Here is a 20,940-nt window from a genome sequence, read left to right on the forward strand (position 1 = left end):
GCGTTTCTGTCATCGTCATTAGTGACGATGACAGATGTCGACGTCAGCGGTGCGGACCATCGGTAACGGAGTCGCGCAGGACAAGCTCGCCAGAAAAGGTTTGCTGATATTTGAACTCTCCGCCGTCGAGCATAAAAATCAGGCGACTGACGATCTCCTGGATCATCGCCGTCACCGGAATACGCACGCTGGAGAGCGACGGCACGATGTAGGGCGCAATCGCCACGTCGTCAAAGCCGATAACGGACACCGCGTCCGGGGTGGCGACGCCGCTGTCGTGCAGCTGCTTAATGGCGCCGATCGCCATATCGTCGTTGCTCGCCACCAGCGCGGTAAACGGTTCGCCGCGGGAGAGGAGTTGAGTGACCGCCGCCGCGCCGCTGGCCGGGTTCCACTTCCCTTCGGCGATTAGCGCGTCACGCGCTGCAATACCGTGCTGCGCCAGCGCATCCCTGTAACCGGAAAGACGCTCAACCCCGGTGGGGGAATCCAGCGAACCGGTGATAAAGGCAATCTCCCGGTGCCCTTTCGCAATCAGCTGCGACACCGCGTCCTGACACGAGGCTTTATGATCGGACCAGACGCTGTGGCTGCTGTTTTTCCGCAGGCGGCGGTTAAGCACCATAATCGGCTGCTCGCATTTCTCGACGAGCTCGTCCAGCTCTTCCACGCTCAGAAAACGCGGGTAGATAATTACCGCATCGCAGCGCATATCCAGCAGATACTGGATCGCCTCGCGCTCTTCTTCGGCGCTGTGCTTGCCGTCGGCGAGGATCAGCTGCCGCCCTTTTTCTTCCGTCATCCGCGCGGCGTTAAACAGCAGCTCGCTAAAGTAGACGCCGTGATACAGGGTGTTGGTCACTACCAGCCCAAGCGTCTGGGTGCGTTTGGTCGCCAGGTTTCGCGCCAGCAAGTTCGGGCGATAGCCGCTCTCTTCAATGGCCTGAAAAACCCGGTCTTTGGTCTCCTGGCTAACGTAGCCGTTGCCCGACAACACCCGGGAAACCGTCGCTTTCGACACGCCTGCCCGCTTCGCCACTTCCAGCATCGTGGTCATATTGTTCTTCCATCCGAAACTCATGCGGGCAGTGTACTGCACCGCGAAAAAATTGTCGCAGCGACGGCGTCACGCTTTCTACACCCCACTGCGATCTTCATCACGAAAAGAAAAAATGTCCAAAAAGCGGTCTTGTTTCAACAAAAGAAACTCATGATGATTATGTGGAACCGGTTTCCTACATTTCACACAACGATAACAGGAACAGATCCGATGGCCAAAAACTACGCTGCGCTGGCAAACGACGTTATCAGCGCGCTGGGCGGCAAAGAGAACATCGTCGCCGTCACCCACTGCATGACGCGCCTGCGTTTCGTTCTGAAAGACGAAAATCTTACCGACGTTGCGCGCCTGAAAAGCGTCAGCGGCGTGCTTGGCGTGGTGCGTAACGACAACCAGTGCCAGGTGATTATTGGCAACACGGTTTCACAGGCGTACCGCGAAGTAGTGAGCCTGCTGCCCGTTGACCTGCAGCCCGTGGTACCGGAAGGCCCGCAGAAGCTGACGTTACGCCGCATTGGTGCCGGGATCCTCGACGCGCTGATCGGCACCATGTCGCCGCTGATCCCGGCGATCATCGGCGGTTCGATGGTCAAGCTGCTGGCGATGATCCTCGAAATGACTGGCGTGCTGGAAAAAGGCGCGCCGACGCTCACCATTTTAACCGTCATCGGCGACGGGGCGTTCTTCTTCCTGCCGCTGATGGTGGCGGCCTCGGCGGCGGTGAAGTTTAAAACCAACATGTCGCTGGCGATTGCCATCGCGGGCGTGCTGGTGCACCCGAGCTTCATCGAGCTAATGGCGAAAGCCGCGCAGGGCGAGCACGTTGAGTTCGCCTTTATTCCGGTGACGGCGGTGAAATACACCTATACCGTCATCCCGGCGCTGGTCATGACCTGGTGCCTGTCGTATATCGAACGCTGGGTGGATCGCATCACCCCGGCGGTGACCAAAAATTTCCTCAAGCCGATGCTGATCGTGCTGATTGCCGCCCCGCTCGCCATCGTGCTGATTGGCCCGCTGGGGATCTGGATCGGTAGCGCCATCTCCGCGCTGGTTTACACCATTCACGGCTACCTGGGCTGGCTCTCCGTCGCCATCATGGGCGCACTGTGGCCGCTGCTGGTGATGACCGGGATGCACCGCGTGTTTACGCCGACCATCATTCAGACCATTGCCGAAACGGGCAAAGAAGGAATGGTGATGCCGTCAGAAATCGGCGCCAACCTGTCGCTCGGCGGCTCGTCGCTGGCGGTGGCATGGAAAACGAAAAACCCGGAACTGCGCCAGACGGCGCTGGCCGCGGCGGCCTCCGCCATCATGGCGGGGATCTCTGAACCGGCCCTGTACGGCGTAGCGGTACGCCTGAAGCGTCCGCTGATTGCGAGCCTGATCAGCGGTTTTATCTGCGGCGCGGTGGCGGGTATGGCAGGCCTTGCCAGCCACTCGATGGCGGCGCCGGGGCTGTTTACCAGCGTGCAGTTCTTCGACCCGGCCAACCCGATGACCATCATCTGGGTGTTTGGCGTAATGGGGCTGGCCGTGGTGCTGTCATTTGTTCTGACCCTGCTGTTAGGGTTTGAGGATATCCCGGTCGAAGACGAGGCTGAAAAAGCGCGCGCCCTGCAGACCGCACCGGTACAGAACAACGCAGCAAAAGCATAAATTGAAAGCGAGGTAAGAATGTCTGTTTTTCCACAAGGATTTTTATGGGGCGGCGCGCTTGCCGCCAACCAGAGTGAAGGTGCTTACCGTGAAGGCGGCAAAGGACTGACGACGGTCGATATGATCCCCCACGGCGCGAACCGCCTGGCGGTGAAGCTGGGTAAGGAAAAGCGTTTTTCGCTGCGTGACGATGAGTTTTACCCGAGCCACGAGGCGATTGATTTTTACCATCGCTATAAAGAGGACATCGCCCTGATGGCGGAGATGGGCTTTACGGTGTTCCGCACCTCGATTGCCTGGAGCCGCCTCTACCCGAACGGCGACGAGCCGCTGCCAAATAAAGAGGGCATCGCCTTCTACCGCGCGGTGTTCGAGGAGTGCAAAAAGTACAACATTGAGCCGCTGGTAACGCTTTGCCACTTCGACGTGCCGATGCACCTGGTGACGGAGTACGGCTCCTGGCGCAACCGTAAGATGGTCGATTTCTTCGCCCGCTACGCCCGCACCTGCTTCGAGGAATTTAACGGGCTGGTGAAATACTGGCTGACCTTCAACGAAATCAACATCATGCTGCACAGCCCGTTTTCCGGCGCGGGGCTGGTGTTTGAGGAAGGTGAAAACGAGGATCAGGTGAAATACCAGGCCGCGCATCACGAGCTGGTGGCGAGCGCGCTGGCGACAAAAATCGCTCACGAGGTGAACCCGGAAAACCAGGTCGGCTGCATGCTGGCTGGCGGTAACTTCTACCCGTACTCCTGCAAGCCGGAAGACGTGTGGATGGCGCTGGAGAAAGACCGAGAGAACCTGTTCTTTATCGACGTGCAGGCGCGCGGCAGCTATCCGGCCTACTCCGCCCGCGTGTTCCGCGAAAAAGGCGTTGTGATTGTGAAAGATCCCGGCGACGACGAACTGCTGAAAAACACCGTCGACTTTGTCTCGTTCAGCTATTACGCCTCGCGCTGCGCGTCGGCGGACATGAACGCGGGCAACACCAGCGCGGCAAACATCGTGAAGTCCCTGCGTAACCCGCATATTCAGGTAAGCGAGTGGGGCTGGGGCATCGATCCGCTCGGCCTGCGTATCACCATGAACATGATGTACGACCGCTACCAGAAGCCGCTGTTCCTGGTGGAAAACGGCCTGGGAGCGAAGGACGTCATTGATGAAAACGGCGAGATCAACGACGACTACCGCATCAGCTATCTGCGCGAGCATATCCGCGCGATGGGCGATGCGATTGAGGACGGCGTGCCGCTGATGGGCTACACCACCTGGGGCTGCATCGACCTGGTGTCGGCCTCAACGGGGGAGATGAGCAAGCGCTACGGGTTTGTGTACGTTGACCGCGACGACGCCGGGAACGGCACGCTGGACCGCAAGCGCAAGAAATCGTTCTGGTGGTATAAGAAGGTGATTGCGAGTAACGGGGCGGATCTGGCGTAGCCTGTTGCCCGGTGGCGCTGCGCTTACCGGGCCTACGGTTTTGTAGGCCGGGTAAGGCGTAGCCGCCACCCGGCACTGCTCAGAGCGGAGAAAACCCTCCATCCCCAACCCACCCCGCCAGCCGCGAATACACCTCCTCCACCGCCGCCTTCACCGGCGGCGTCATCGGGTAATAAAACCCGACAATGTCCGGCTGGATCCCCAAAAACAGCACCTCGCCCACGTCGTCTTTAATCTGATCGACCAGGTAGTTCAGCGGCATATTGTGGGTGGTCATCATAAACATCTCGGCGATGTCGTCCGGGTCAATCAGGCGGATCTCGCCCGGGTTGAGCCCCATATCGGTGGCATCGACAATCAACAGCCTTTCCGGACGCAGCTCGCGAATGGCGACCACATCGTTTTCCGGCGCGCTACCGCCGTCGATTACCACCCAATCGCCCTGCGGGTTCGCGGCGCACATCTCCGCCAGCAGCGGGCCCGCGCCGTCGTCGCCCATCATGCTGTTGCCGACACACAGTAAAACGTCAGTCACGTAATCTCCTCACCATCAGGTAGATGGCGCTCTCCTGATGAATATCGTGCAGCATGCCGAGCAGCGTTTTGCTCCACGCCTGCTGCGCCGGGGTTTGCCTGCCGAGCGCCGCGTCAAAGGCATTAGCGAGCATCGTGATATGGTTGGCGTCGATGACGATCTCGCCATACTTCGGCACGCCCTCCATCTTGCGCCGCGCGGTGCTGCCCTCCTCCAGCGTGGCGATCCACGCCAGGTATTCCGTCCACGGGCAGGTTAGCGCCGCCTCCAGACAGTCGATCACCCCGAGGTGGTGCCCAATCGCCAGGCTGTAATAGACCACCTGCTGCGCCGCATCCGGCGTGGCATCGTTCTCATCAATAAACTTACGGCTCAGCTGGCTGAACACCACCGTTTCACTCATCGGATACGCGCCTCATCCACAATGCTGTTCAGGTTTGCCACGATCTCATTGAGACGCGGATCGTTTTCCGCCTCCAGCCAGCGCGCCACCTGATGGTCGCCCTGGCTCAGCAGGCGCAGGTAATCGTCGGCAATCTGACGCCCATAACGATAGCCCGCCAGCCTGCGCGCCGTGCGGTCCACCTTCACGCGCAGCGGCTGGACCATGTCCGGATGCAGAATGGCCGCGGGCTGGTTGTCGATCTCGCCAGGTGCGCGGGCGTGGATCTTCTGCTCCAGCAGGCCGAGCGCCATCGCAAAGCCGTACAGCGTGGCGGCAGGCGTCGGCGGGCAGCCCGGAATATAGACATCCACCGGCACGATTTTATCGGTGCCGCCCCAGACGCAATAAAGATCGTGGAAGATGCCGCCGCTGTTGCCGCAGGCGCCGTAGGAGATGCAGATTTTCGGATCCGGCGCGGACTGCCAGGCGCGCAGCGCGGGCGATCGCATGGCGCGGGTCACCGCCCCGGTAAACAGCAGAATGTCCGCATGGCGCGGGGACGGCACCACTTTGATGCCGAAGCGCTCGGCGTCAAACAGCGGCGACAGGGTGGCGAAGATCTCGATCTCACAGCCGTTGCAGCCGCCGCAGTCCACGCGGTAAACGTAGGCCGAGCGTTTGATTTTTTTCAGTAGCGACGCCTTCATGCTGGCGATGGACTCCTCCACCGTCAGCGGCACCGGAATGCCGTTATCGTCGCGCGGGCCGAGTAAGTTTTCCATCAGCTGGCCTCTCTCATATGGCGGGTAATATCAATGCGGTCAGACGGCAACAGGCATTTCTGGCGCTTACACTCCGGGCAGGTTTCGAAGCTTTCGCGGTGATGCTCTGCGCGGGCGTCGCCGTTGTGCTGCAGCAGCGCGATGGCGTAGTCGATCTCTTTTTGCACGGCGAACGGACGCTTGCAGACGCGGCAATTGCACAGCGCGAAGCGCGACTGCTGGAGAAAATCCTCTTTTTTCCACACCGCCAGTTCGTACTCCTGAGAAAGTCGAATGGCGACCGTCGGGCAAACCTCCTCGCAGCGGCCGCAGAAGATGCAGCGCCCGAGGTTAAACTGCCAGGCCAGCTCGCCGGTTTTAAGATCCGTTTCCACCGTTAAGGCGTTCGACGGGCAGGCGTTGACGCAGGCCGCGCAGCCGATGCACTGCTGCGGGTTGTGCACCGGCTTGCCGCGAAAGTTTTTATCCACCGGGATCGGCTCCAGCGGATAGCTGCTGGTCTGCGCGCCGGTTTTGATTACTTTTTTGATAAAGGTAAACATGGCGTGTCCTTATTTCAGCGGCGAGTTCTTGCGCTCGATGCTGTAGCGCTCAAGCTCTTTGTACGGCACCACCTGGCTTTTCTTCTTGCGCACGTCCACCACCGTCATGCGGTCGGTGCAGGAGTAGCACGGATCGAGGCTGCCGATGATCAGCGGCGCGTCGGAAACCGTGTTGCCGCGCAGCATGTAGCGCAGGGTTGGCCAGTTGGCGTAGGTCGCCGCGCGGCAGCGCCAGCGGTAAAGCTTCTGATTGTCGCCGGTCATGCTCCAGTGGATGTCGTCCCCGCGCGGCGCTTCGGCAAAGCCGAGGGCAAAGCGGTTCGGGATGTAGGTGAAGCCCTCCACCATCAGCGGGCCGCCCGGCAGGTTGTCCAGACCAAAGTCGATCATGTTCAGGGCGGTGTAGACCTCGTTGATACGCACCTTGAGGCGAGAAATAACGTCGCAGCCCTGTTCGCTGTGGACGGTCATCGGCAGCAGGCCGTAGCCGACGAACGGGTGATCGGCGCGGGTGTCGCGGGCGTGGCCGCTGGCGCGCACCATCGGGCCGACATTGCTGAAGTCGCGGGCAATTTCCGGATCGAGGCGACCAATCCCGACGGTGCGCTGCTCGATGTTTGGCGTGCTGAGCAGCATGTCCACCAGATCCTGCACGTCCCGGCGCATCTGCTGCGCCAGCTGGCGGGTCTTGATCATGTCGTCTTTCAGCAGGTCGCGGCGGATCCCGCCGATCAGATTCAGGCCGTAAGTTTTACGCGCCCCGGTGAGGATCTCCGCCATCTTCATCGACGCTTCGCGCACGCGGAAGAACTGCATAAACCCGGAGTCAAAGCCGACGAAGTGGCAGGCCAGGCCGAGGTTCAGCAGGTGCGAGTGCAGGCGCTCCACCTCCAGCAGAATGGCGCGGATCATCTGCGCGCGCTCCGGCACCACGATCCCCATGCCGTTTTCCACCGAGGTGGTGTAGGCGGTGCTGTGGGCGAAGCCGCAGATGCCGCACACGCGGTCTGAGAGGAACGTGACCTCGTTGTAGCCCATGCGGGTTTCCGCCAGCTTCTCCATGCCGCGGTGGACGTAGAACAGGCGGTAGTCGGCATCGATGATATTTTCGCCGTCGACGAACAGGCGGAAGTGGCCCGGTTCGTCGGAGGTGACGTGCAGCGGGCCGATCGGCACCACGTTGTTCTTCTTGCTGCCCAGCTCGTTGATGAACTCGTAGGTTTCGCTGTCGGTGGTCGGGGCCGGACGCTGGCGGTAATCCATGCTGTCCTTGCGCAGCGGATAGAGTTCATCCGGCCAGTCGTCCGGCAGCACCAGACGACGCTCGTCCGGCAGGCCGACCGGCACCAGGCCGTACATGTCGCGCACCTCGCGCTCACCCCAGACGGCGGCAGGAACGCGCGGCGTCACGGACGGGTATTCCGGCTTATTCGGGTCGACTTCGACGCGCACGGTGAGCCAGCACTTCTCGCCCTGCTCCATCGACATCACGTAGTACACCGCGTAGTTACCGCACAGCTGGCGCTCGTCGTTGCCGAACAGCACCGACAGCCAGCCGCCCTGCTGGTAATAGAGAAACTCCACCACTTCCGGCAGGTAGTTCACCTTCACGGTAATGGTGATCTGATCTTTGGTTTGCCAGGACTCCTCCAGCACCACGCCGGGGAAAGCCTGATGCAACGCGGCGAGATACTGCTGACCTTTCTTTTCTTCAGACATAAACACTCTCTTTAATCACGCCACCAGCAAGGAGACGAACGCTAAAAATGCAAAACCAAAACCGGCCCAGGTGATGCGCGAGGTTGCCGCAAAACGCAGGCGCGCCATGCTGTTTTCAAACAGGGCGATGACCAGCACGCCGACCAGCAGCTTGAGGGCGGCAACCACCACGGCCAGCAGCAGGCCGCCTGCAGAGAAGTGCGTCATCTGCCCCCACGGGAAGAAAACGCCCACAAACATCTGCAACACCACCAATTGCTTAAGGCTGATGCCCCACTTCAGCACCGCGAAGCCGTAGCCGCTGTACTCGGTGAGCGGCCCCTCCTGCAGCTCCTGCTCCGCTTCCGCGAGATCGAACGGCAGCTTGCCCATCTCAATAAACGTGGCGAACGCGCAGGCGCAGAGTGCCAGCACGAGCGGGATGGAGCGGGCCACCGGCCAGTGGTAAACGGTGTCGGTGATAAAACTGATGTGGGTCGAACCTGCAACCTGCGCGGCCACCCACAGCCCCAGCAGCAGGATCGGCTCAACCAGCACGCCGAGCATCGCCTCGCGGCTGGCGCCGATGCCGGTAAACGGGCTCCCGGTATCCAGCCCGGCAATCGCAAAGAAGAAGCGCGCGATAGCGAAGAGGTAGATGAGCGTAATCAGATCGCCGAGCACCGGCAGCGGCGAGCCTACCGTGACCACCGGCAGCGCGGTGGCGATGGTGAGCATCACGCCGACCATCACGAACGGCGTCAGGCGGAACACCCAGCCTGCGGCATCCGGCGCGACGCTCTGGCGGGAGAGCAGCTTGAAGAGATCGCGGTACTCCTGGAGCACGCCAGGCCCGCGACGGTTGTGCATTCGGGCGCGCGCCACGCGCGTGATGCCCGACAGCAGCGGCGCGGCGGCGAACAGCACCAGCGCCTGAAGAATTGCCAGTAAAAGATTCATGTCAGGCTCCTCGTGAAATCACAATCACTACCAGCACCGCCAGCTCGATCAGCGCCAGTCGGCGGAACAGCACGGGCACGGCAGCACTCTGCCAGCCCGGCACCCAGCCCTGCGGGTTAAGCCACTGGCGCAGCTTCAGCACGGCGGCAAAGTTCTCCTTCACCGGCATGGCAAAACCGTGGGCGGTGATAACCATTGACGGCTCGTGTTCGTAACCGCAGACCCACGCCGCGCCGCGAGAGCGGGAGGCGAGACGGTCGCGTCTGAAGAACAGCATCAGCACGAACGGCAGGAGCGTCCCGGCGATCAGCAGCAGCGCCATCATCGGCTGGGAGGCAACGGTATGCGCCGTCGACAGCGGCAGCGGAACGGCGTGGCCCAGCAGCGGCAGCAGCCACGGCGCGGCAATTCCGCCCGCAATGCAGCACAGCGCCAGCGCGACCACGCTGGTGGCCATCAGTACCGGGGCGCAGCAGGCGTTTTCCGCTTCGCGGGTACGCGGCGCGCCGAGGAAGGTGACGCCATAGACTTTCGCCATGCACATCACCGCCAGCGCCCCGGTAATCGCCAGGCCCACCGCCAGCAGCGGGCCGAGCAGCCGCGCGATAAACGCGTCGCTCTGGCCGAGCGCGAAGAAGGACTGATAGATCACCCACTCCCCGGCAAAGCCGTTCAGCGGCGGCAGCGCGGCCATCGCCATCAGCCCCACCAGCATGGCGAGTGAAATCATCGGCATCTTTTTGCCAATCCCACCGAGCTTTTCGATATCGCGATGGCCGGTGCGGAACCAGACGCTGCCCGCGCCGAGGAACAGAGTGGTTTTAAACAGGCTATGGTTGACAAGGTGATACAGACCGCCGACAAACCCGGCGGCAATCAGCGCCGGTTGGTTGAGCGCCAGCCCGGTGACGCCCGCGCCCATGCCGAGCAGGATAATCCCGATATTTTCCAGGGTGTGGTACGCCAGCAGACGCTGGATGTTGTGCTCCATCAGGGCGTACAGCCCGCCGACAAAGGCGGTGATCATTCCCGCAATCAGCAGCGCTACACCCCACCACAGCGGCGGCTGACCGCCCGTCAGGGTAATCGTCAAAATGCCGAACAGACCGACCTTCATTACCACCGTCGAAAACAGCGCGGCGGCGGGCGCAGAGGCATTCGCGTGCGCCTGCGGGACCCAACCGTGCAGCGGGATAATCCCGGCCAGCAGGCCAAAGCCGACTGCGCCCAGCAGCCAGACGTCGTTCCCCAGCGGCTGGCCGTTAAGCGCGGCAAAGTCCAGGGTGCCGAAACGCTGCCACACCAGCCAGCAGGCCAGCGCCAGCAGCAGCGTGCCGAGGCGTCCGAGCGCAAACCATAGCTTGCCGGAGGCGCTGCAGCCGGTCAGGAACACGCCACACAGCGCCATGATCTCCGCCATCACCACCAGCGCGCCGAGGTTGCTGGCGATAACCGTGCAGACCGCGGCGGCCATCAGCAGATTGACCAGCAGGCCGTTGGCTTTGGTCTGCTGATGGCGGTGCCAGTCAATATTGAACAGGCTGATAAACAGCCCGCACAGGCCAAAGGTCACCAGCCAGATGGCGTTCAGCGGCGTAATCGCCACGGTATGGCGAATCATCGGCATGAGTGTTTCCACGGATTGTCCGCCGAGCAGGACGACACCGCCCGCCGCCAGCGTCATCAGGCTGCCGACCGCCCCGCCGATACCGGCTATCCAGCCGCTCAGGGTTTTATGGAAAGAGAACACCAGCGCCAGCGCGGCGGCAGCGGCAAAGTACGCCACGGCGCTGTTAATCATAAATATCGCGTTCATTTCGCCCCCTCGTTAAGCGCCTGCAGAAGCGAAAGATCGCCGACGTCGGTATTAATGGTCAGCTCGCGCTTGCGCCTGCTGGTGCGGGCGATATCGCGGATGTTAACCAGGATCAGCGCTTTGGTCGGGCAGGTCCGCACGCAGGCCGGGCCCTGTTCGTCAAAGCTGCACAGGTCGCACTTCACCGCAATAGCGCGGATGCCGGGCACCCAGTCCAGCAGCGTGCTCACGCGTGCCGGAGCCGGTGGCGCAGGCGGCGCTTTCGGGGTATTGGCGTTCGCCGGGATATGCAGCGGGCGGCTGCCGGAGAATTCAATGGCACCGAACGGGCAGGCGATGCCGCACAGCTTGCAGCTCACGCACAGGCTTTCGTTCAGCTGGACCGCGCCATCGACGCGGGTGATGGCATTGACGGGACAGACGCCCGCGCACGGGGCATCTTCACAGTGGTGGCAGAGCTGCGGGGCAGACTCTTTCTCATTACGCATGACGCGCAGGCGCGGCATGGACTGCAGCCCGTGCAGGCGGTGCGTTTCCGAACACGCCGCCTCACAGGTCCGACAGCCAATACAGACCGTCGAGTCAGCAATTACAAAACGGTTCACCGGGCAATCCTCTGGTGATGGTCATTTTTGACGACGAAAAACTGTCTCATCGACACTTTTCGACATTCGGTTATCAGGCAAGATTTGCGGGGGCCTTTCCCGCGACGAGCTGTTTCAGGTCGACCGGCAAGTCGTGCTCAACCGCGGCGTAGAGACCGTTGTAAACCGGCGCGATTTTCTCCAGATAGTGCTCAAGCACCTGCTGGCGATCGCGGTTGCTGACGTAGCCGTCAACCATGCCGTCGGCCATCAGCTGCGCCTGCGCAATACATTGTTTTTCACCCTCTTTATTCTCAACGTAGTACTCGATGGTGTGGCTGTTAAAGCTGTCTGCCAGGGTCACAAAGACCGTGAAATGACCGAACAGGACAAAGCGCATATCCCCCTGCGCCGCACAGCTCATCGCATGGTGCAGTCGGGCTTTTGACAGGGTGATCCCCTGAACCAGAGAGTTACAGTAGAGGTGCCACTGATCCTGAAGCTGCTGGTGGCGCTGCGCGATGTAATCCGCTTTTTCGCTAATTTCCCAAATAGTCATAGAAGGTATCCGGTTAATGGAGATAGCGGCTGTTAAGCAGATTCCGTGCCAGTTTTCAATGTGTTGATTTGAATGATTTTTATCAAAAAACACACTGTCAACGCCGCCGTGTCGACGTGTCATTTCGACAGCGCTGACATCGTCACGCCGTAACGCAAATCAAGCTGGCACCGTTATTGCATTTACTGGCGCAAATCATTGAGGAGGCGTCATGCACGAAATCACCCTCTGCCAGCGGGCTCTGGAACTTATCGAACAGCAGGCAGTGCAAAACCACGCGAAACGCGTCACCGGCGTCTGGCTGAAGGTCGGGGCGTTTTCCTGCGTCGAGACCAGCGCCCTGAACTTTTGTTTTGAGCTGGTGTGTCGCGGCACGCTGGCGGAAGGCTGCGCGCTGCATATCAACGAGCAGCAGGCGGAGTGCTGGTGCGAGCAGTGCCAGCAGTACGTCACCCTGCTCTCATCAAAGGTTCAGCGCTGCCCGCAGTGTCAGAGCACGGGTCTTCGCATCGTGGCGGATGACGGTATGCAGATCCAACGCCTCGAAATCGAGAAGGAGTAATGTATGTGTAGCACCTGCGGTTGCGCTGAAGGCAACCTGTATATAGAAGGGGATGAACACCATCCCCACTCCGCGTTTCGCTCCGCGCCCTTTTCCCCCGCCCCGCGTCCTGCGGCGGCCCTGACCGGCATCACTTTTGCGCCGCAGCGTTCCGACGCGGGCGACCTGCATTACGGCCACGGCGAAGCGGGGACCCACGCGCCGGGCATAAGCCAGCGCCAGATGCTGGAGGTGGAGATCGACGTGCTGGACAAAAATAACCAGATCGCCGCCCTCAACCGCGCCCGCTTTGCCGCGCGTCAACTGCTGGTGCTGAACCTGGTCTCCAGCCCCGGCTCCGGTAAAACCACCCTGCTGACCGAAACCCTCAAACGGCTGAACCAACGCATCTCCTGCGCGGTGATCGAAGGCGATCAGCAAACCGTTAACGACGCAGCGCGCATCCGCGAAACCGGGACGCCCGCCATTCAGGTTAACACCGGCAAGGGCTGCCACCTGGATGCGCAGATGATTGCCGACGCCGCCCCTCGCCTGCCGCTGGCGGATAACGGCATCCTGTTTATCGAAAACGTCGGTAACCTGGTATGCCCGGCAAGCTTCGACCTCGGCGAACGGCATAAAGTGGCTGTGCTCTCCGTGACCGAAGGGGAGGACAAGCCGCTGAAGTACCCGCAAATGTTCGCCGCCGCCTCCCTCATGCTGCTGAACAAAGTTGACCTGCTGCCGTACCTGAACTTCGACGTGGATAAGTGCCTTGCCTATGCCCGCGAGGTGAACCCGGACATTCACATCCTGCTGGTTTCCGCCACGCGCGGCGACGGCATGGACGCCTGGCTGGACTGGCTGGAGAGCGAACGATGTGCATAGGCGTACCGGGACAAATCCATTCCCTCGACGGCAATCAGGCTAAAGTGGAGGTTTGCGGCATCCTGCGCGACGTCGACCTGACGCTGGTGGGCAGCACCGATGAGACGGGCGCGTCGCGCCTCGGCCAGTGGGTGCTGGTCCACGTGGGGTTTGCGATGAGCGTGATTAACGAAGCGGAAGCCCGCGACACGCTGGACGCGCTGCAAAACATGTTTGACGTGGAGCCGGACGTGGGCGCGCTCCTGTACGGCGAGGAGCGCTAGCCTATGCGTTACGTTGATGAATACCGCGCGCCAGAACAGGTGATGCAGCTTATCGGACATCTGAAAACGCGCGCGGCGCTGCTGGACTACACGAACAAAAGGCCGCTGCGGATCATGGAGGTGTGCGGCGGGCACACGCACGCCATCTTCAAGTTTGGCCTCGACCAGCTGCTGCCGGAGAACATCGAGTTTATTCACGGCCCCGGCTGCCCGGTGTGCGTTTTGCCGATGGGGCGTATCGACAGCTGCATCGAAATTGCCGGCCAGCCCCACGTCATTTTCTGCACCTTTGGCGACGCGATGCGCGTGCCGGGGAAAAACGGCTCGCTGCTGCAGGCGAAGGCGCGCGGCGCGGACGTGCGGATCGTTTACTCGCCGATGGATGCTCTGACGCTGGCAGAGGCTAACCCTGAGCGCAAGGTCGTCTTTTTCGGGCTGGGTTTTGAAACCACCATGCCCGCTACGGCCATCACGCTGCAGCAGGCGAAAGCGCGCAACGTCACTAACTTTTTCTTTTTCTGCCAGCATATTACGCTCATTCCCACGCTGCGCAGCCTGCTCGAAGAGCCAGACAACGGCATCGATGCGTTTCTGGCGCCGGGCCACGTCAGCATGGTAATTGGCACAGACGCCTACGGTTTTATCGCTGAGCAGTACAATCGTCCGTTAGTGGTGGCTGGTTTCGAACCGCTTGATCTACTGCAAGGCGTAGCCATGCTGGTTGAGCAGAAAATAGCGTCCCTGAGCGCGGTCGAAAACCAGTACCGCCGCGTGGTGCCCGATGCGGGAAATGAACGAGCACAGCAGGCGATAGCCGACGTGTTTAGCGTTGAGGGCGACAGCGAGTGGCGCGGGCTGGGGCTGATTGCGGAATCCGGCGTGCGCCTGACGCCTGCCTATCGCGAATTTGATGCCGAAGCGCACTTCCGCCCGCAGCCGCAGCAGGTGTGCGACGATCCCCGGTCCCGCTGCGGCGAGGTGCTTACCGGCAAATGCAAACCTCATCACTGCCCGCTATTTGGCAACACCTGTAACCCGCAAACCGCGTTTGGCGCGCTGATGGTCTCCTCTGAAGGGGCATGCGCCGCGTGGTATCAGTATCGCAACCAGGAGTGTGAAGCATGAACACGGTGGAAATGGCGCACGGAAGCGGTGGGCAGGCGATGCAGCAGCTGATTAACCGGCTGTTCATGGAGGCCTTTAATAACCCCTGGCTCGCCGAGCAGGAGGATCAGGCGCGCATCGCGCTCTCAACCCTCACCGCACACGGCGACCGGCTGGCGTTCTCCACCGACAGCTACGTGATTGACCCGCTATTCTTCCCGGGCGGCGATATTGGCAAGCTCGCCGTCTGCGGTACGGCCAACGACGTGGCCGTCAGCGGCGCCATTCCGCGCTACCTCTCCTGCGGATTTATCCTCGAAGAAGGATTACCGATGGAGACGCTTGCGGCAGTGGTCAACAGCATGGCGCACACCGCCCGCGAGGCGGGGATCGCTATCGTCACCGGGGATACCAAAGTGGTCCAGCGCGGCGCGGCGGATAAGCTCTTCATCAACACCGCCGGAATGGGGGCGATCCCCGCCGACGTTCACTGGGGCGCGCAGCAGCTTTCGGTGGGCGACGTGCTGATTGTCAGCGGAACGCTGGGCTGCCACGGGGCAACCATCCTGAACCTGCGCGAAGGCCTGGGGCTGGACGGCGAGCTTCGCAGCGACTGCGCGGTGCTCACCCCGCTTATCCAGACGCTGCGCGACATACCTGGCGTCAAAGCCCTGCGCGACGCCACCCGGGGCGGGGTGAATGCCGTTGTCCACGAGTTCGCCGCAAGCAGCGGGTGCGGGATTGAACTGAGCGAGCGCGACCTGCCCGTTAAGCCTGCCGTGCGGGGGCTGTGTGAGCTTTTAGGGCTTGACCCGCTAAACTTTGCCAACGAGGGCAAGCTGGCGATCGGCGTGGAACGTTCGGCGGCGGAAGCCGTACTTGAACAGCTTAGAGCGCATCCCTTAGGGAAAGACGCGGCCATCATTGGCGACGTGGTTGAGCGCAAAGGGGTGCGCCTGACCGGACTTTACGGCGTGAAGCACACGCTGGATCTGCCGCACGCTGAGCCGTTACCCCGAATTTGCTAGAACCGCGCCATAAGCGGTCAGCAGTGAAGTCTCTTTTTTGCCAGTTTCTATTGGAAAGCAATAATGCCGTATACACCGATGAGCGATCTTGGACAGCAGGGCCTGTTTGACATCACGCGCACACTTTTACAACAGCCCGATCTCGGCGCGCTGAGCGATGCCCTGACACGGCTGGTCAGGCAATCAGCGCTGGCGGACAGCGCGGCGATTGTGCTCTGGCATAGTGGAACGCACCGCGCGAGCTACTATTCCACGCGCGAGAATGGCAAAACGTTTGAATATGAAGACGAAACGTACCTCGCGCACGGCCCGGTGCGCCGCATTCTCTCCCGGCCTGAAGTGCTGCACTGCAATTTTGAAGAGTTTCGGATGGCATGGCCGCGGCTGGCAGAGAGCAATCTCTATCAGCCTTTCGGTCATTACGGCATGCTGCCGCTGGCGGCGGAGGGCCATATTTTTGGCGGCTGCGAGTTTATCCGCAATACCGACCAGCCCTGGAGCGAGGCGGAGTACGAGCGGTTGCATACCTTCACGCAGATTGTGGCCGTCGTCGCGGAGCAGATCCAAAGCCGCGTCACCAATAACGTGGATTACGACCTGCTGAGCCGCGAGCGCGATAACTTCCGCATTCTGGTCGCCATCACCAACGCCGTACTCTCAAGGCTCGACATGGACGAGCTGGTCAGCGAAGTCGCCAAGGAGATCCACCACTATTTCAGGATCGACGCCATCAGCATCGCGCTACGCGGGAACCGCAAAGGCAAGCTGAACATCTACTCCACCCACTATCTTGATGAGGCCAACCCGGCGCACGAGCAGAGCGAGGTGGACGAAGCGGGCACCCTTTCTGAGCGGGTATTTAAAAGCAAAGAGATCCTGCTGCTGAATCTCAGCGAGCAGGACCCGGTGGCGCCGTACGAGCGGATGCTGTTTAACACCTGGGGCAACAAAATTCAGACCCTGTGCCTGCTGCCGCTGATGTCCGGCAGCACCATGCTTGGGGTGCTCAAACTGGCGCAGTGCGATGAAGCCGTGTTTACCACCGCCAACCTGAAGCTGCTGCGCCAGATCGCCGAGCGTATTTCTATCGCGCTGGATAACGCCCTCGCCTATCAGGAGATCCACCGCCTGAAAGAGCGGCTGGTGGACGAAAACCTGGCCCTGACCGAACAGCTCAACAACGTGGACAGCGAGTTTGGCGAAATCATCGGGCGCAGCGATGCCATGTACAGCCTCCTCAAGCAGGTGGAAATGGTGGCCCAGAGCGACAGCACGGTGCTGATCCTCGGTGAAACCGGCACCGGTAAAGAGCTGATAGCCCGCGCCATTCATAACCTGAGCAACCGCAACAGCCGGCGGATGGTGAAGATGAACTGCGCGGCGATGCCCGCGGGTCTGCTGGAAAGTGACCTCTTCGGCCACGAGCGCGGCGCGTTTACCGGGGCCAGCAGCCAGCGGCTGGGCCGTTTTGAACTGGCGGATAAAAGCTCGCTGTTCCTCGACGAAGTGGGCGATATGCCGCTGGAGCTGCAGCCCAAGCTGCTGCGCGTTTTGCAGGAGCAGGAGTTTGAGCGCCTCGGCAGCAACAAGCTGATCCAGACCGACGTGCGGCTGATTGCCGCCACCAACCGCGACCTGAAAAAAATGGTCGCCGACCGCGAGTTTCGTAGCGATCTCTACTATCGCCTGAACGTCTTTCCGATCTGCCTGCCGCCGCTGCGCGAGCGCCCGGAAGATATTCCGCTGCTGGTTAAAGCCTTTACCGCCAAGATCGCGCGCCGGATGGGGCGAAACATCGACAGCATTCCCGCCGAGACGCTGCGCACCCTCTCGGCGATGGAGTGGCCCGGCAACGTGCGCGAGCTGGAAAACGTCATTGAACGCGCGGTGCTGCTGACGCGCGGGAACGTGCTGCAGCTCTCTTTGCCTGAAGTCTCCCTTCAGGAAGCCCCCACGCTTTCGGCAGAAGTCGCGCAGGAAGGCGAAGATGAATATCAGCTCATTATGCGCGTACTGAAAGAGACCAACGGCGTGGTAGCCGGACCGAAGGGCGCAGCTCAGCGGCTGGGGCTGAAACGCACTACCCTGCTCTCTCGCATGAAGCGTCTGGGAATCGATAAAGAGAGCCTGCTTTAACCCGTCATTCCGGCGCCGCTTATGGCGCCGCTTTTCGTCACCCTGCGCAATTGTCCCTCATTGACACAATATATTTTCCTCTGTATAAAATTCCGCCTTAATAATGCGTTTCATTTGCATCAAAAATAATATTAATGAAGGGTAGCGTTTCATGAAGAAGGTCATCTGCGCGTTAGGCCTGGCGATTGCGTCGGTCAGTTCTGCTCTGGCAACCACATATCCTCTGACGATTGAAAACTGTGGCTATAAAGAGACATTCACTAAAGCGCCGGAACGCGTCGTGGCCCTCGGTCAGAACACCTTGGAAATTTTGCTCCTGCTGGGGCTGGAAGATAAGGTCAAAGCCAGTGCCTTCTGGCCGACCAAGGTGCTGCCGCAGCTGGCTGAGCAGAATGCAAAAATCAAAACCCTGACCGTCGAAATTCCGACTCTTGAATCCATCCTTGCGCAAAACCCCGATTTTGTTCCTGCCCAGCTGCCGCTGCTGCTTGGGCCGGAAAGTAAGGTCGCAAAACGTGAAGATCTGGCTACCGTCGGCGTGAACAGCTATTTATCTCCAGGCATGTGCGCCACCAAAAAAGCGGCAGGCGATATGTACGGCAGCCGCCAGACGCTGTGGGATATGACGTACCTTTATAAAGAGATTGAAGATTTCGCGAAGATTTTCAACGTTGAAGCGCGCGGCCAGGCCGTTATCGCTGATTTCAAAAAACGTGAGGCCGACCTGCGTCAGGAATTTGGTAAAAACAAAAAAGATCTCTCGTTTGTTTTCTGGTTCTCAAGCGCCTCGCCTTCGGCAGACGCCTATGTCGGCGGGAAAAACAGCGCCTCCGGTTTTATTGCTAACGTGCTGGGTGGCCATAACGCCATTACCGCTGAGACCGAATGGCCGACCGTCGGCTGGGAAAGTATTATTGCCGCGAACCCTGATGTGATTGTCGTCTCCAGTCTGGACCGCAACCGCTGGGCGCTGGATAACGCGGATGAGAAAATCAAATTCCTGAAAAGCGATCCTGCCGTGAGCCAGCTTGATGCCGTCAAAAAAGGCCATATCGTGGTGATGGACGGTCAGGCGATGAACCCGACGATTCGTACGATTTACGGTGCTGAACAGGTGGGTGAACAGCTCAGAAAACTGGGGCTGAACTGATGACGGTAGCCGTACTTCAGGCCCGCCAGGGCCTGATCCTGACCACATCCGCTCTGCTTGCCGTTGTCCTGCTGTTTTTAGTGATTGCTCTTGGTGTCAGCGTCGGCGAGCTGTCGATTCCGCTGTCCAACGTCTTTTACGCTATTGGTAATAAGCTGGGGCTGACCGACGTTCCGCTCAACCGCATCTATGAGAGCGTGATCTGGGACTTTCGCCTGAGCCGCGCGCTGGTGGCGGCCTGCTGCGGGGCCGGTTTAGCCATCTGCGGTGCCGTGCTGCAAAGCCTGCTGAAGAACGCGCTGGCGGAACCTTACGTGCTCGGCGTGTCGGCGGGTGCCTCAACCGGGGCGGTGTCGGTCGTCGTCCTGGGCATCGGCACCGGCGCGGTATCGCTCTCTGCGGGGGCGTTTGCCGGGGCGTTCGCCGCCTTTGCGTTTGTCGCCTTTCTGACGAACGGCGCGCGCGGCGGCAATGAACGCACCATTCTGGCAGGCGTTGCTGCATCTCAGCTTTTCAACGCCATTACCGCCTACACCATCAGCACCTCCGCCAGCGCGCAGCAGGCGCGCGACGTGATGTTCTGGCTGCTGGGCAGCTTTAGCGGCGTGCGTTGGCCGGAATTCCAGCTGGCGCTGGTTGTCGTGCTGGCGGGCCTTGCCGTCTGCCTCTACTATTCCCGGGCGCTGGACGCCTTTACCTTTGGTGATGACGCGGCAGCCTCCTTAGGCATTGCCGTGCCCTGGGTGCGTCTTGCCCTGTTTACCACCACGGCACTGATCACCGCGACCATCGTCAGTATGGCGGGCTCAATCGGCTTTGTAGGGCTGGTGGTGCCGCACGTCATGCGCTTCCTGTTCGGGCCGCTGCACCGCACGCTGCTGATTGCCAGCGCGCTGGCGGGGGCGATCCTGATGGTGCTGGCCGATATCGCCTCGCGGATGCTGATTGCGCCGCAAAGCCTGCCCGTCGGCGTGGTCACCGCGCTGGTGGGCGTACCTTTCTTTGCCGTGATTATCTACCGCTCAAGGAATAAGTGATGAGTATCTGCGCTGAAAATATTACCTGGAAGGTAGGCAAAAAAGTTATCGTCAATGGTGTCTCGCTGAAGGTTTCACGCGGCGAAACGGTGGGTTTGCTTGGTCCTAACGGCTGCGGCAAATCGTCCCTTTTGCGTATCCTGGCAGGCCTGCGTCGCCCGGATTCGGGCAGCGTGACCCTGGACGGGCAGGACATTTCCCGCATCGCCAAAAAGCAGCTTGCCCGCCGGGTGGCGTTCGTTGAGCAGCACGGGATGACCGACGCCAATATGCGCGTGCGCGACGTGGTTAAACTTGGACGTATTCCGCACCACTCCCCTTTTTCTAACTGGAGCGCGCAGGATGACGACACCGTCACCGCGGCTCTGCAGCGTGTCGGTATGCTGGACCGCAGCGAGCAGGGCTGGCTGAGCCTGTCCGGCGGCGAGCGTCAGCGGGTGCATATTGCCCGCGCGCTGGCGCAAACGCCAACCGAAATCCTGCTGGATGAACCGACCAACCACCTGGATATCCATCATCAGATGCAACTGATGCAGTTGATCAGCCAATTACCCGTTACCAGTATCGTCGCCATCCACGATCTCAACCACGCTTCAATGTTCTGCGACTCGCTGATTGTGATGCAGAAAGGGCAAATTGTGGCGACCGGAACGCCGCAGGACATCTTATCCGAGTCGTTGCTCTGGGATGTCTTCCGGGTCAAAACCAAAATTGAGATCTCGCCGTTTCATGGCAAAAAGCACATTCACTTTATCGTTTAGGGACGA

Annotated in this window: 21 protein-coding genes; 11 read left to right on the plus strand and 10 right to left on the minus strand. The window is 60.6% G+C overall.

Going from position 1 to position 20,940, the window contains the following annotated elements:
* Window positions 1–43: 43 nt before the first annotated feature.
* On the minus strand, window positions 44–1,057 hold the full coding sequence (locus IM295_RS01530) for a LacI family DNA-binding transcriptional regulator (RefSeq protein WP_032644912.1): 1,014 nt from the start codon (window positions 1,055–1,057) through the stop codon (window positions 44–46).
* 213 nt (window positions 1,058–1,270) lie between these two features.
* Here IM295_RS01530 and ascF point away from each other — a divergent pair, with 213 nt between their 5' ends.
* The gene (gene ascF, locus IM295_RS01535) at window positions 1,271–2,722 is read left to right on the plus strand and encodes a PTS cellobiose/arbutin/salicin transporter subunit IIBC (protein WP_193066121.1); all 1,452 of its coding nucleotides are present in this window, start codon (window positions 1,271–1,273) and stop codon (window positions 2,720–2,722) included.
* A gap of 18 nt (window positions 2,723–2,740) precedes the next feature.
* On the plus strand, window positions 2,741–4,165 hold the full coding sequence (locus IM295_RS01540; RefSeq protein WP_045261255.1) for a 6-phospho-beta-glucosidase: 1,425 nt from the start codon (window positions 2,741–2,743) through the stop codon (window positions 4,163–4,165).
* Between the two features lie 79 nt (window positions 4,166–4,244).
* Here IM295_RS01540 and hycI read toward each other — a convergent pair whose 3' ends face one another.
* The 9 genes from hycI to hycA all read right to left on the minus strand — a co-directional run bounded on the left by hycI (window position 4,245) and on the right by hycA (window position 12,026).
* A complete protein-coding gene (gene hycI, locus IM295_RS01545; RefSeq protein WP_048960103.1) occupies window positions 4,245–4,700 on the minus strand; it encodes a hydrogenase maturation peptidase HycI in 456 nt (151 codons plus the stop codon).
* Window positions 4,693–5,103 (minus strand): formate hydrogenlyase maturation HycH family protein, encoded by a 411-nt coding sequence (locus IM295_RS01550; RefSeq protein ID WP_028014209.1) that lies wholly within the window; start codon window positions 5,101–5,103, stop codon window positions 4,693–4,695. Before IM295_RS01550 ends, hycI begins: the two co-directional genes overlap by 8 nt.
* On the minus strand, window positions 5,100–5,867 hold the full coding sequence (locus tag IM295_RS01555) for an NADH-quinone oxidoreductase subunit B family protein (RefSeq protein WP_028014210.1): 768 nt from the start codon (window positions 5,865–5,867) through the stop codon (window positions 5,100–5,102). Before IM295_RS01555 ends, IM295_RS01550 begins: the two co-directional genes overlap by 4 nt.
* The gene (locus tag IM295_RS01560) at window positions 5,867–6,409 is read right to left on the minus strand and encodes a formate hydrogenlyase complex iron-sulfur subunit (RefSeq protein WP_193066122.1); all 543 of its coding nucleotides are present in this window, start codon (window positions 6,407–6,409) and stop codon (window positions 5,867–5,869) included. The genes IM295_RS01555 and IM295_RS01560 overlap by 1 nt, the downstream gene beginning before the upstream one ends.
* A 9-nt stretch (window positions 6,410–6,418) precedes the next feature.
* Window positions 6,419–8,128, minus strand: a complete 1,710-nt coding sequence (gene hycE / locus IM295_RS01565; RefSeq protein ID WP_049138413.1) for a formate hydrogenlyase subunit HycE — start codon at window positions 8,126–8,128, stop codon at window positions 6,419–6,421.
* Between the two features lie 15 nt (window positions 8,129–8,143).
* The gene (locus IM295_RS01570) at window positions 8,144–9,067 is read right to left on the minus strand and encodes a respiratory chain complex I subunit 1 family protein (RefSeq protein ID WP_193066123.1); all 924 of its coding nucleotides are present in this window, start codon (window positions 9,065–9,067) and stop codon (window positions 8,144–8,146) included.
* Between the two features lies 1 nt (window position 9,068).
* Window positions 9,069–10,883 carry a formate hydrogenlyase subunit 3 gene (gene hycC, locus IM295_RS01575; protein WP_193066124.1) on the minus strand — a complete coding sequence of 605 codons (1,815 nt, stop codon included), beginning with the start codon at window positions 10,881–10,883 and terminating at the stop codon, window positions 9,069–9,071.
* Window positions 10,880–11,488, minus strand: a complete 609-nt coding sequence (locus tag IM295_RS01580) for a 4Fe-4S dicluster domain-containing protein (protein WP_028014215.1) — start codon at window positions 11,486–11,488, stop codon at window positions 10,880–10,882. The genes hycC and IM295_RS01580 overlap by 4 nt, the downstream gene beginning before the upstream one ends.
* 73 nt (window positions 11,489–11,561) lie before the next feature.
* The gene (gene hycA / locus IM295_RS01585; protein WP_193066125.1) at window positions 11,562–12,026 is read right to left on the minus strand and encodes a formate hydrogenlyase regulator HycA; all 465 of its coding nucleotides are present in this window, start codon (window positions 12,024–12,026) and stop codon (window positions 11,562–11,564) included.
* A gap of 211 nt (window positions 12,027–12,237) precedes the next feature.
* On the opposite strand from hycA, the gene hypA reads away from it, so the two are divergent.
* From hypA to IM295_RS01630, 9 genes are all read left to right on the plus strand, one after another.
* Window positions 12,238–12,588 carry a hydrogenase maturation nickel metallochaperone HypA gene (hypA, locus tag IM295_RS01590; RefSeq protein ID WP_193066126.1) on the plus strand — a complete coding sequence of 117 codons (351 nt, stop codon included), beginning with the start codon at window positions 12,238–12,240 and terminating at the stop codon, window positions 12,586–12,588.
* 3 nt (window positions 12,589–12,591) lie between these two features.
* Window positions 12,592–13,455, plus strand: coding sequence for a hydrogenase nickel incorporation protein HypB (gene hypB, locus IM295_RS01595; RefSeq protein ID WP_193066127.1), 864 nt, complete (start codon window positions 12,592–12,594; stop codon window positions 13,453–13,455).
* Window positions 13,446–13,718 carry a HypC/HybG/HupF family hydrogenase formation chaperone gene (locus IM295_RS01600; RefSeq protein ID WP_028014219.1) on the plus strand — a complete coding sequence of 91 codons (273 nt, stop codon included), beginning with the start codon at window positions 13,446–13,448 and terminating at the stop codon, window positions 13,716–13,718. Before hypB ends, IM295_RS01600 begins: the two co-directional genes overlap by 10 nt.
* 3 nt (window positions 13,719–13,721) lie before the next feature.
* Window positions 13,722–14,843, plus strand: coding sequence for a hydrogenase formation protein HypD (gene hypD, locus IM295_RS01605; protein WP_192978738.1), 1,122 nt, complete (start codon window positions 13,722–13,724; stop codon window positions 14,841–14,843).
* Window positions 14,840–15,850, plus strand: coding sequence for a hydrogenase expression/formation protein HypE (gene hypE / locus IM295_RS01610; protein WP_193066128.1), 1,011 nt, complete (start codon window positions 14,840–14,842; stop codon window positions 15,848–15,850). Before hypD ends, hypE begins: the two co-directional genes overlap by 4 nt.
* 63 nt (window positions 15,851–15,913) lie before the next feature.
* The gene (gene flhA, locus IM295_RS01615; protein WP_193066129.1) at window positions 15,914–17,986 is read left to right on the plus strand and encodes a formate hydrogenlyase transcriptional activator FlhA; all 2,073 of its coding nucleotides are present in this window, start codon (window positions 15,914–15,916) and stop codon (window positions 17,984–17,986) included.
* A gap of 151 nt (window positions 17,987–18,137) precedes the next feature.
* Entirely contained in the window at window positions 18,138–19,136 is a 999-nt protein-coding gene (locus tag IM295_RS01620; RefSeq protein WP_193066130.1) for an ABC transporter substrate-binding protein, read from the plus strand.
* On the plus strand, window positions 19,136–20,173 hold the full coding sequence (locus IM295_RS01625; protein WP_061097255.1) for an iron ABC transporter permease: 1,038 nt from the start codon (window positions 19,136–19,138) through the stop codon (window positions 20,171–20,173). The genes IM295_RS01620 and IM295_RS01625 overlap by 1 nt, the downstream gene beginning before the upstream one ends.
* Complete coding sequence (locus tag IM295_RS01630) at window positions 20,173–20,934, plus strand: ABC transporter ATP-binding protein (RefSeq protein WP_193066131.1); 762 nt, start codon at window positions 20,173–20,175, stop codon at window positions 20,932–20,934. The genes IM295_RS01625 and IM295_RS01630 overlap by 1 nt, the downstream gene beginning before the upstream one ends.
* Window positions 20,935–20,940 lie beyond the last annotated feature (6 nt).

The organism is Enterobacter cloacae complex sp. P14RS (assembly GCF_014895895.1).
In the GTDB taxonomy this organism is placed as follows: domain Bacteria; phylum Pseudomonadota; class Gammaproteobacteria; order Enterobacterales; family Enterobacteriaceae; genus Enterobacter; species Enterobacter bugandensis.

Bases quoted from the DNA above. Each gene is read 5' to 3' on its own strand.
- IM295_RS01530 (WP_032644912.1), bottom strand. From the start codon at position 1,057: ATGACCACGATGCTGGAAGTGGCGAAGCGGGCAGGCGTGTCGAAAGCG.
- ascF (WP_193066121.1), top strand. From the start codon at position 1,271: ATGGCCAAAAACTACGCTGCGCTGGCAAACGACGTTATCAGCGCGCTG.
- IM295_RS01540 (WP_045261255.1), top strand. From the start codon at position 2,741: ATGTCTGTTTTTCCACAAGGATTTTTATGGGGCGGCGCGCTTGCCGCC.
- IM295_RS01550 (WP_028014209.1), bottom strand. From the start codon at position 5,103: ATGAGTGAAACGGTGGTGTTCAGCCAGCTGAGCCGTAAGTTTATTGAT.
- IM295_RS01555 (WP_028014210.1), bottom strand. From the start codon at position 5,867: ATGGAAAACTTACTCGGCCCGCGCGACGATAACGGCATTCCGGTGCCG.
- IM295_RS01560 (WP_193066122.1), bottom strand. From the start codon at position 6,409: ATGTTTACCTTTATCAAAAAAGTAATCAAAACCGGCGCGCAGACCAGC.
- hycE (WP_049138413.1), bottom strand. From the start codon at position 8,128: ATGTCTGAAGAAAAGAAAGGTCAGCAGTATCTCGCCGCGTTGCATCAG.
- IM295_RS01570 (WP_193066123.1), bottom strand. From the start codon at position 9,067: ATGAATCTTTTACTGGCAATTCTTCAGGCGCTGGTGCTGTTCGCCGCC.
- hycC (WP_193066124.1), bottom strand. From the start codon at position 10,883: ATGAACGCGATATTTATGATTAACAGCGCCGTGGCGTACTTTGCCGCT.
- hycA (WP_193066125.1), bottom strand. From the start codon at position 12,026: ATGACTATTTGGGAAATTAGCGAAAAAGCGGATTACATCGCGCAGCGC.
- hypA (WP_193066126.1), top strand. From the start codon at position 12,238: ATGCACGAAATCACCCTCTGCCAGCGGGCTCTGGAACTTATCGAACAG.
- hypB (WP_193066127.1), top strand. From the start codon at position 12,592: ATGTGTAGCACCTGCGGTTGCGCTGAAGGCAACCTGTATATAGAAGGG.
- IM295_RS01600 (WP_028014219.1), top strand. From the start codon at position 13,446: ATGTGCATAGGCGTACCGGGACAAATCCATTCCCTCGACGGCAATCAG.
- hypD (WP_192978738.1), top strand. From the start codon at position 13,722: ATGCGTTACGTTGATGAATACCGCGCGCCAGAACAGGTGATGCAGCTT.
- hypE (WP_193066128.1), top strand. From the start codon at position 14,840: ATGAACACGGTGGAAATGGCGCACGGAAGCGGTGGGCAGGCGATGCAG.
- flhA (WP_193066129.1), top strand. From the start codon at position 15,914: ATGCCGTATACACCGATGAGCGATCTTGGACAGCAGGGCCTGTTTGAC.
- IM295_RS01620 (WP_193066130.1), top strand. From the start codon at position 18,138: ATGAAGAAGGTCATCTGCGCGTTAGGCCTGGCGATTGCGTCGGTCAGT.
- IM295_RS01625 (WP_061097255.1), top strand. From the start codon at position 19,136: ATGACGGTAGCCGTACTTCAGGCCCGCCAGGGCCTGATCCTGACCACA.
- IM295_RS01630 (WP_193066131.1), top strand. From the start codon at position 20,173: ATGAGTATCTGCGCTGAAAATATTACCTGGAAGGTAGGCAAAAAAGTT.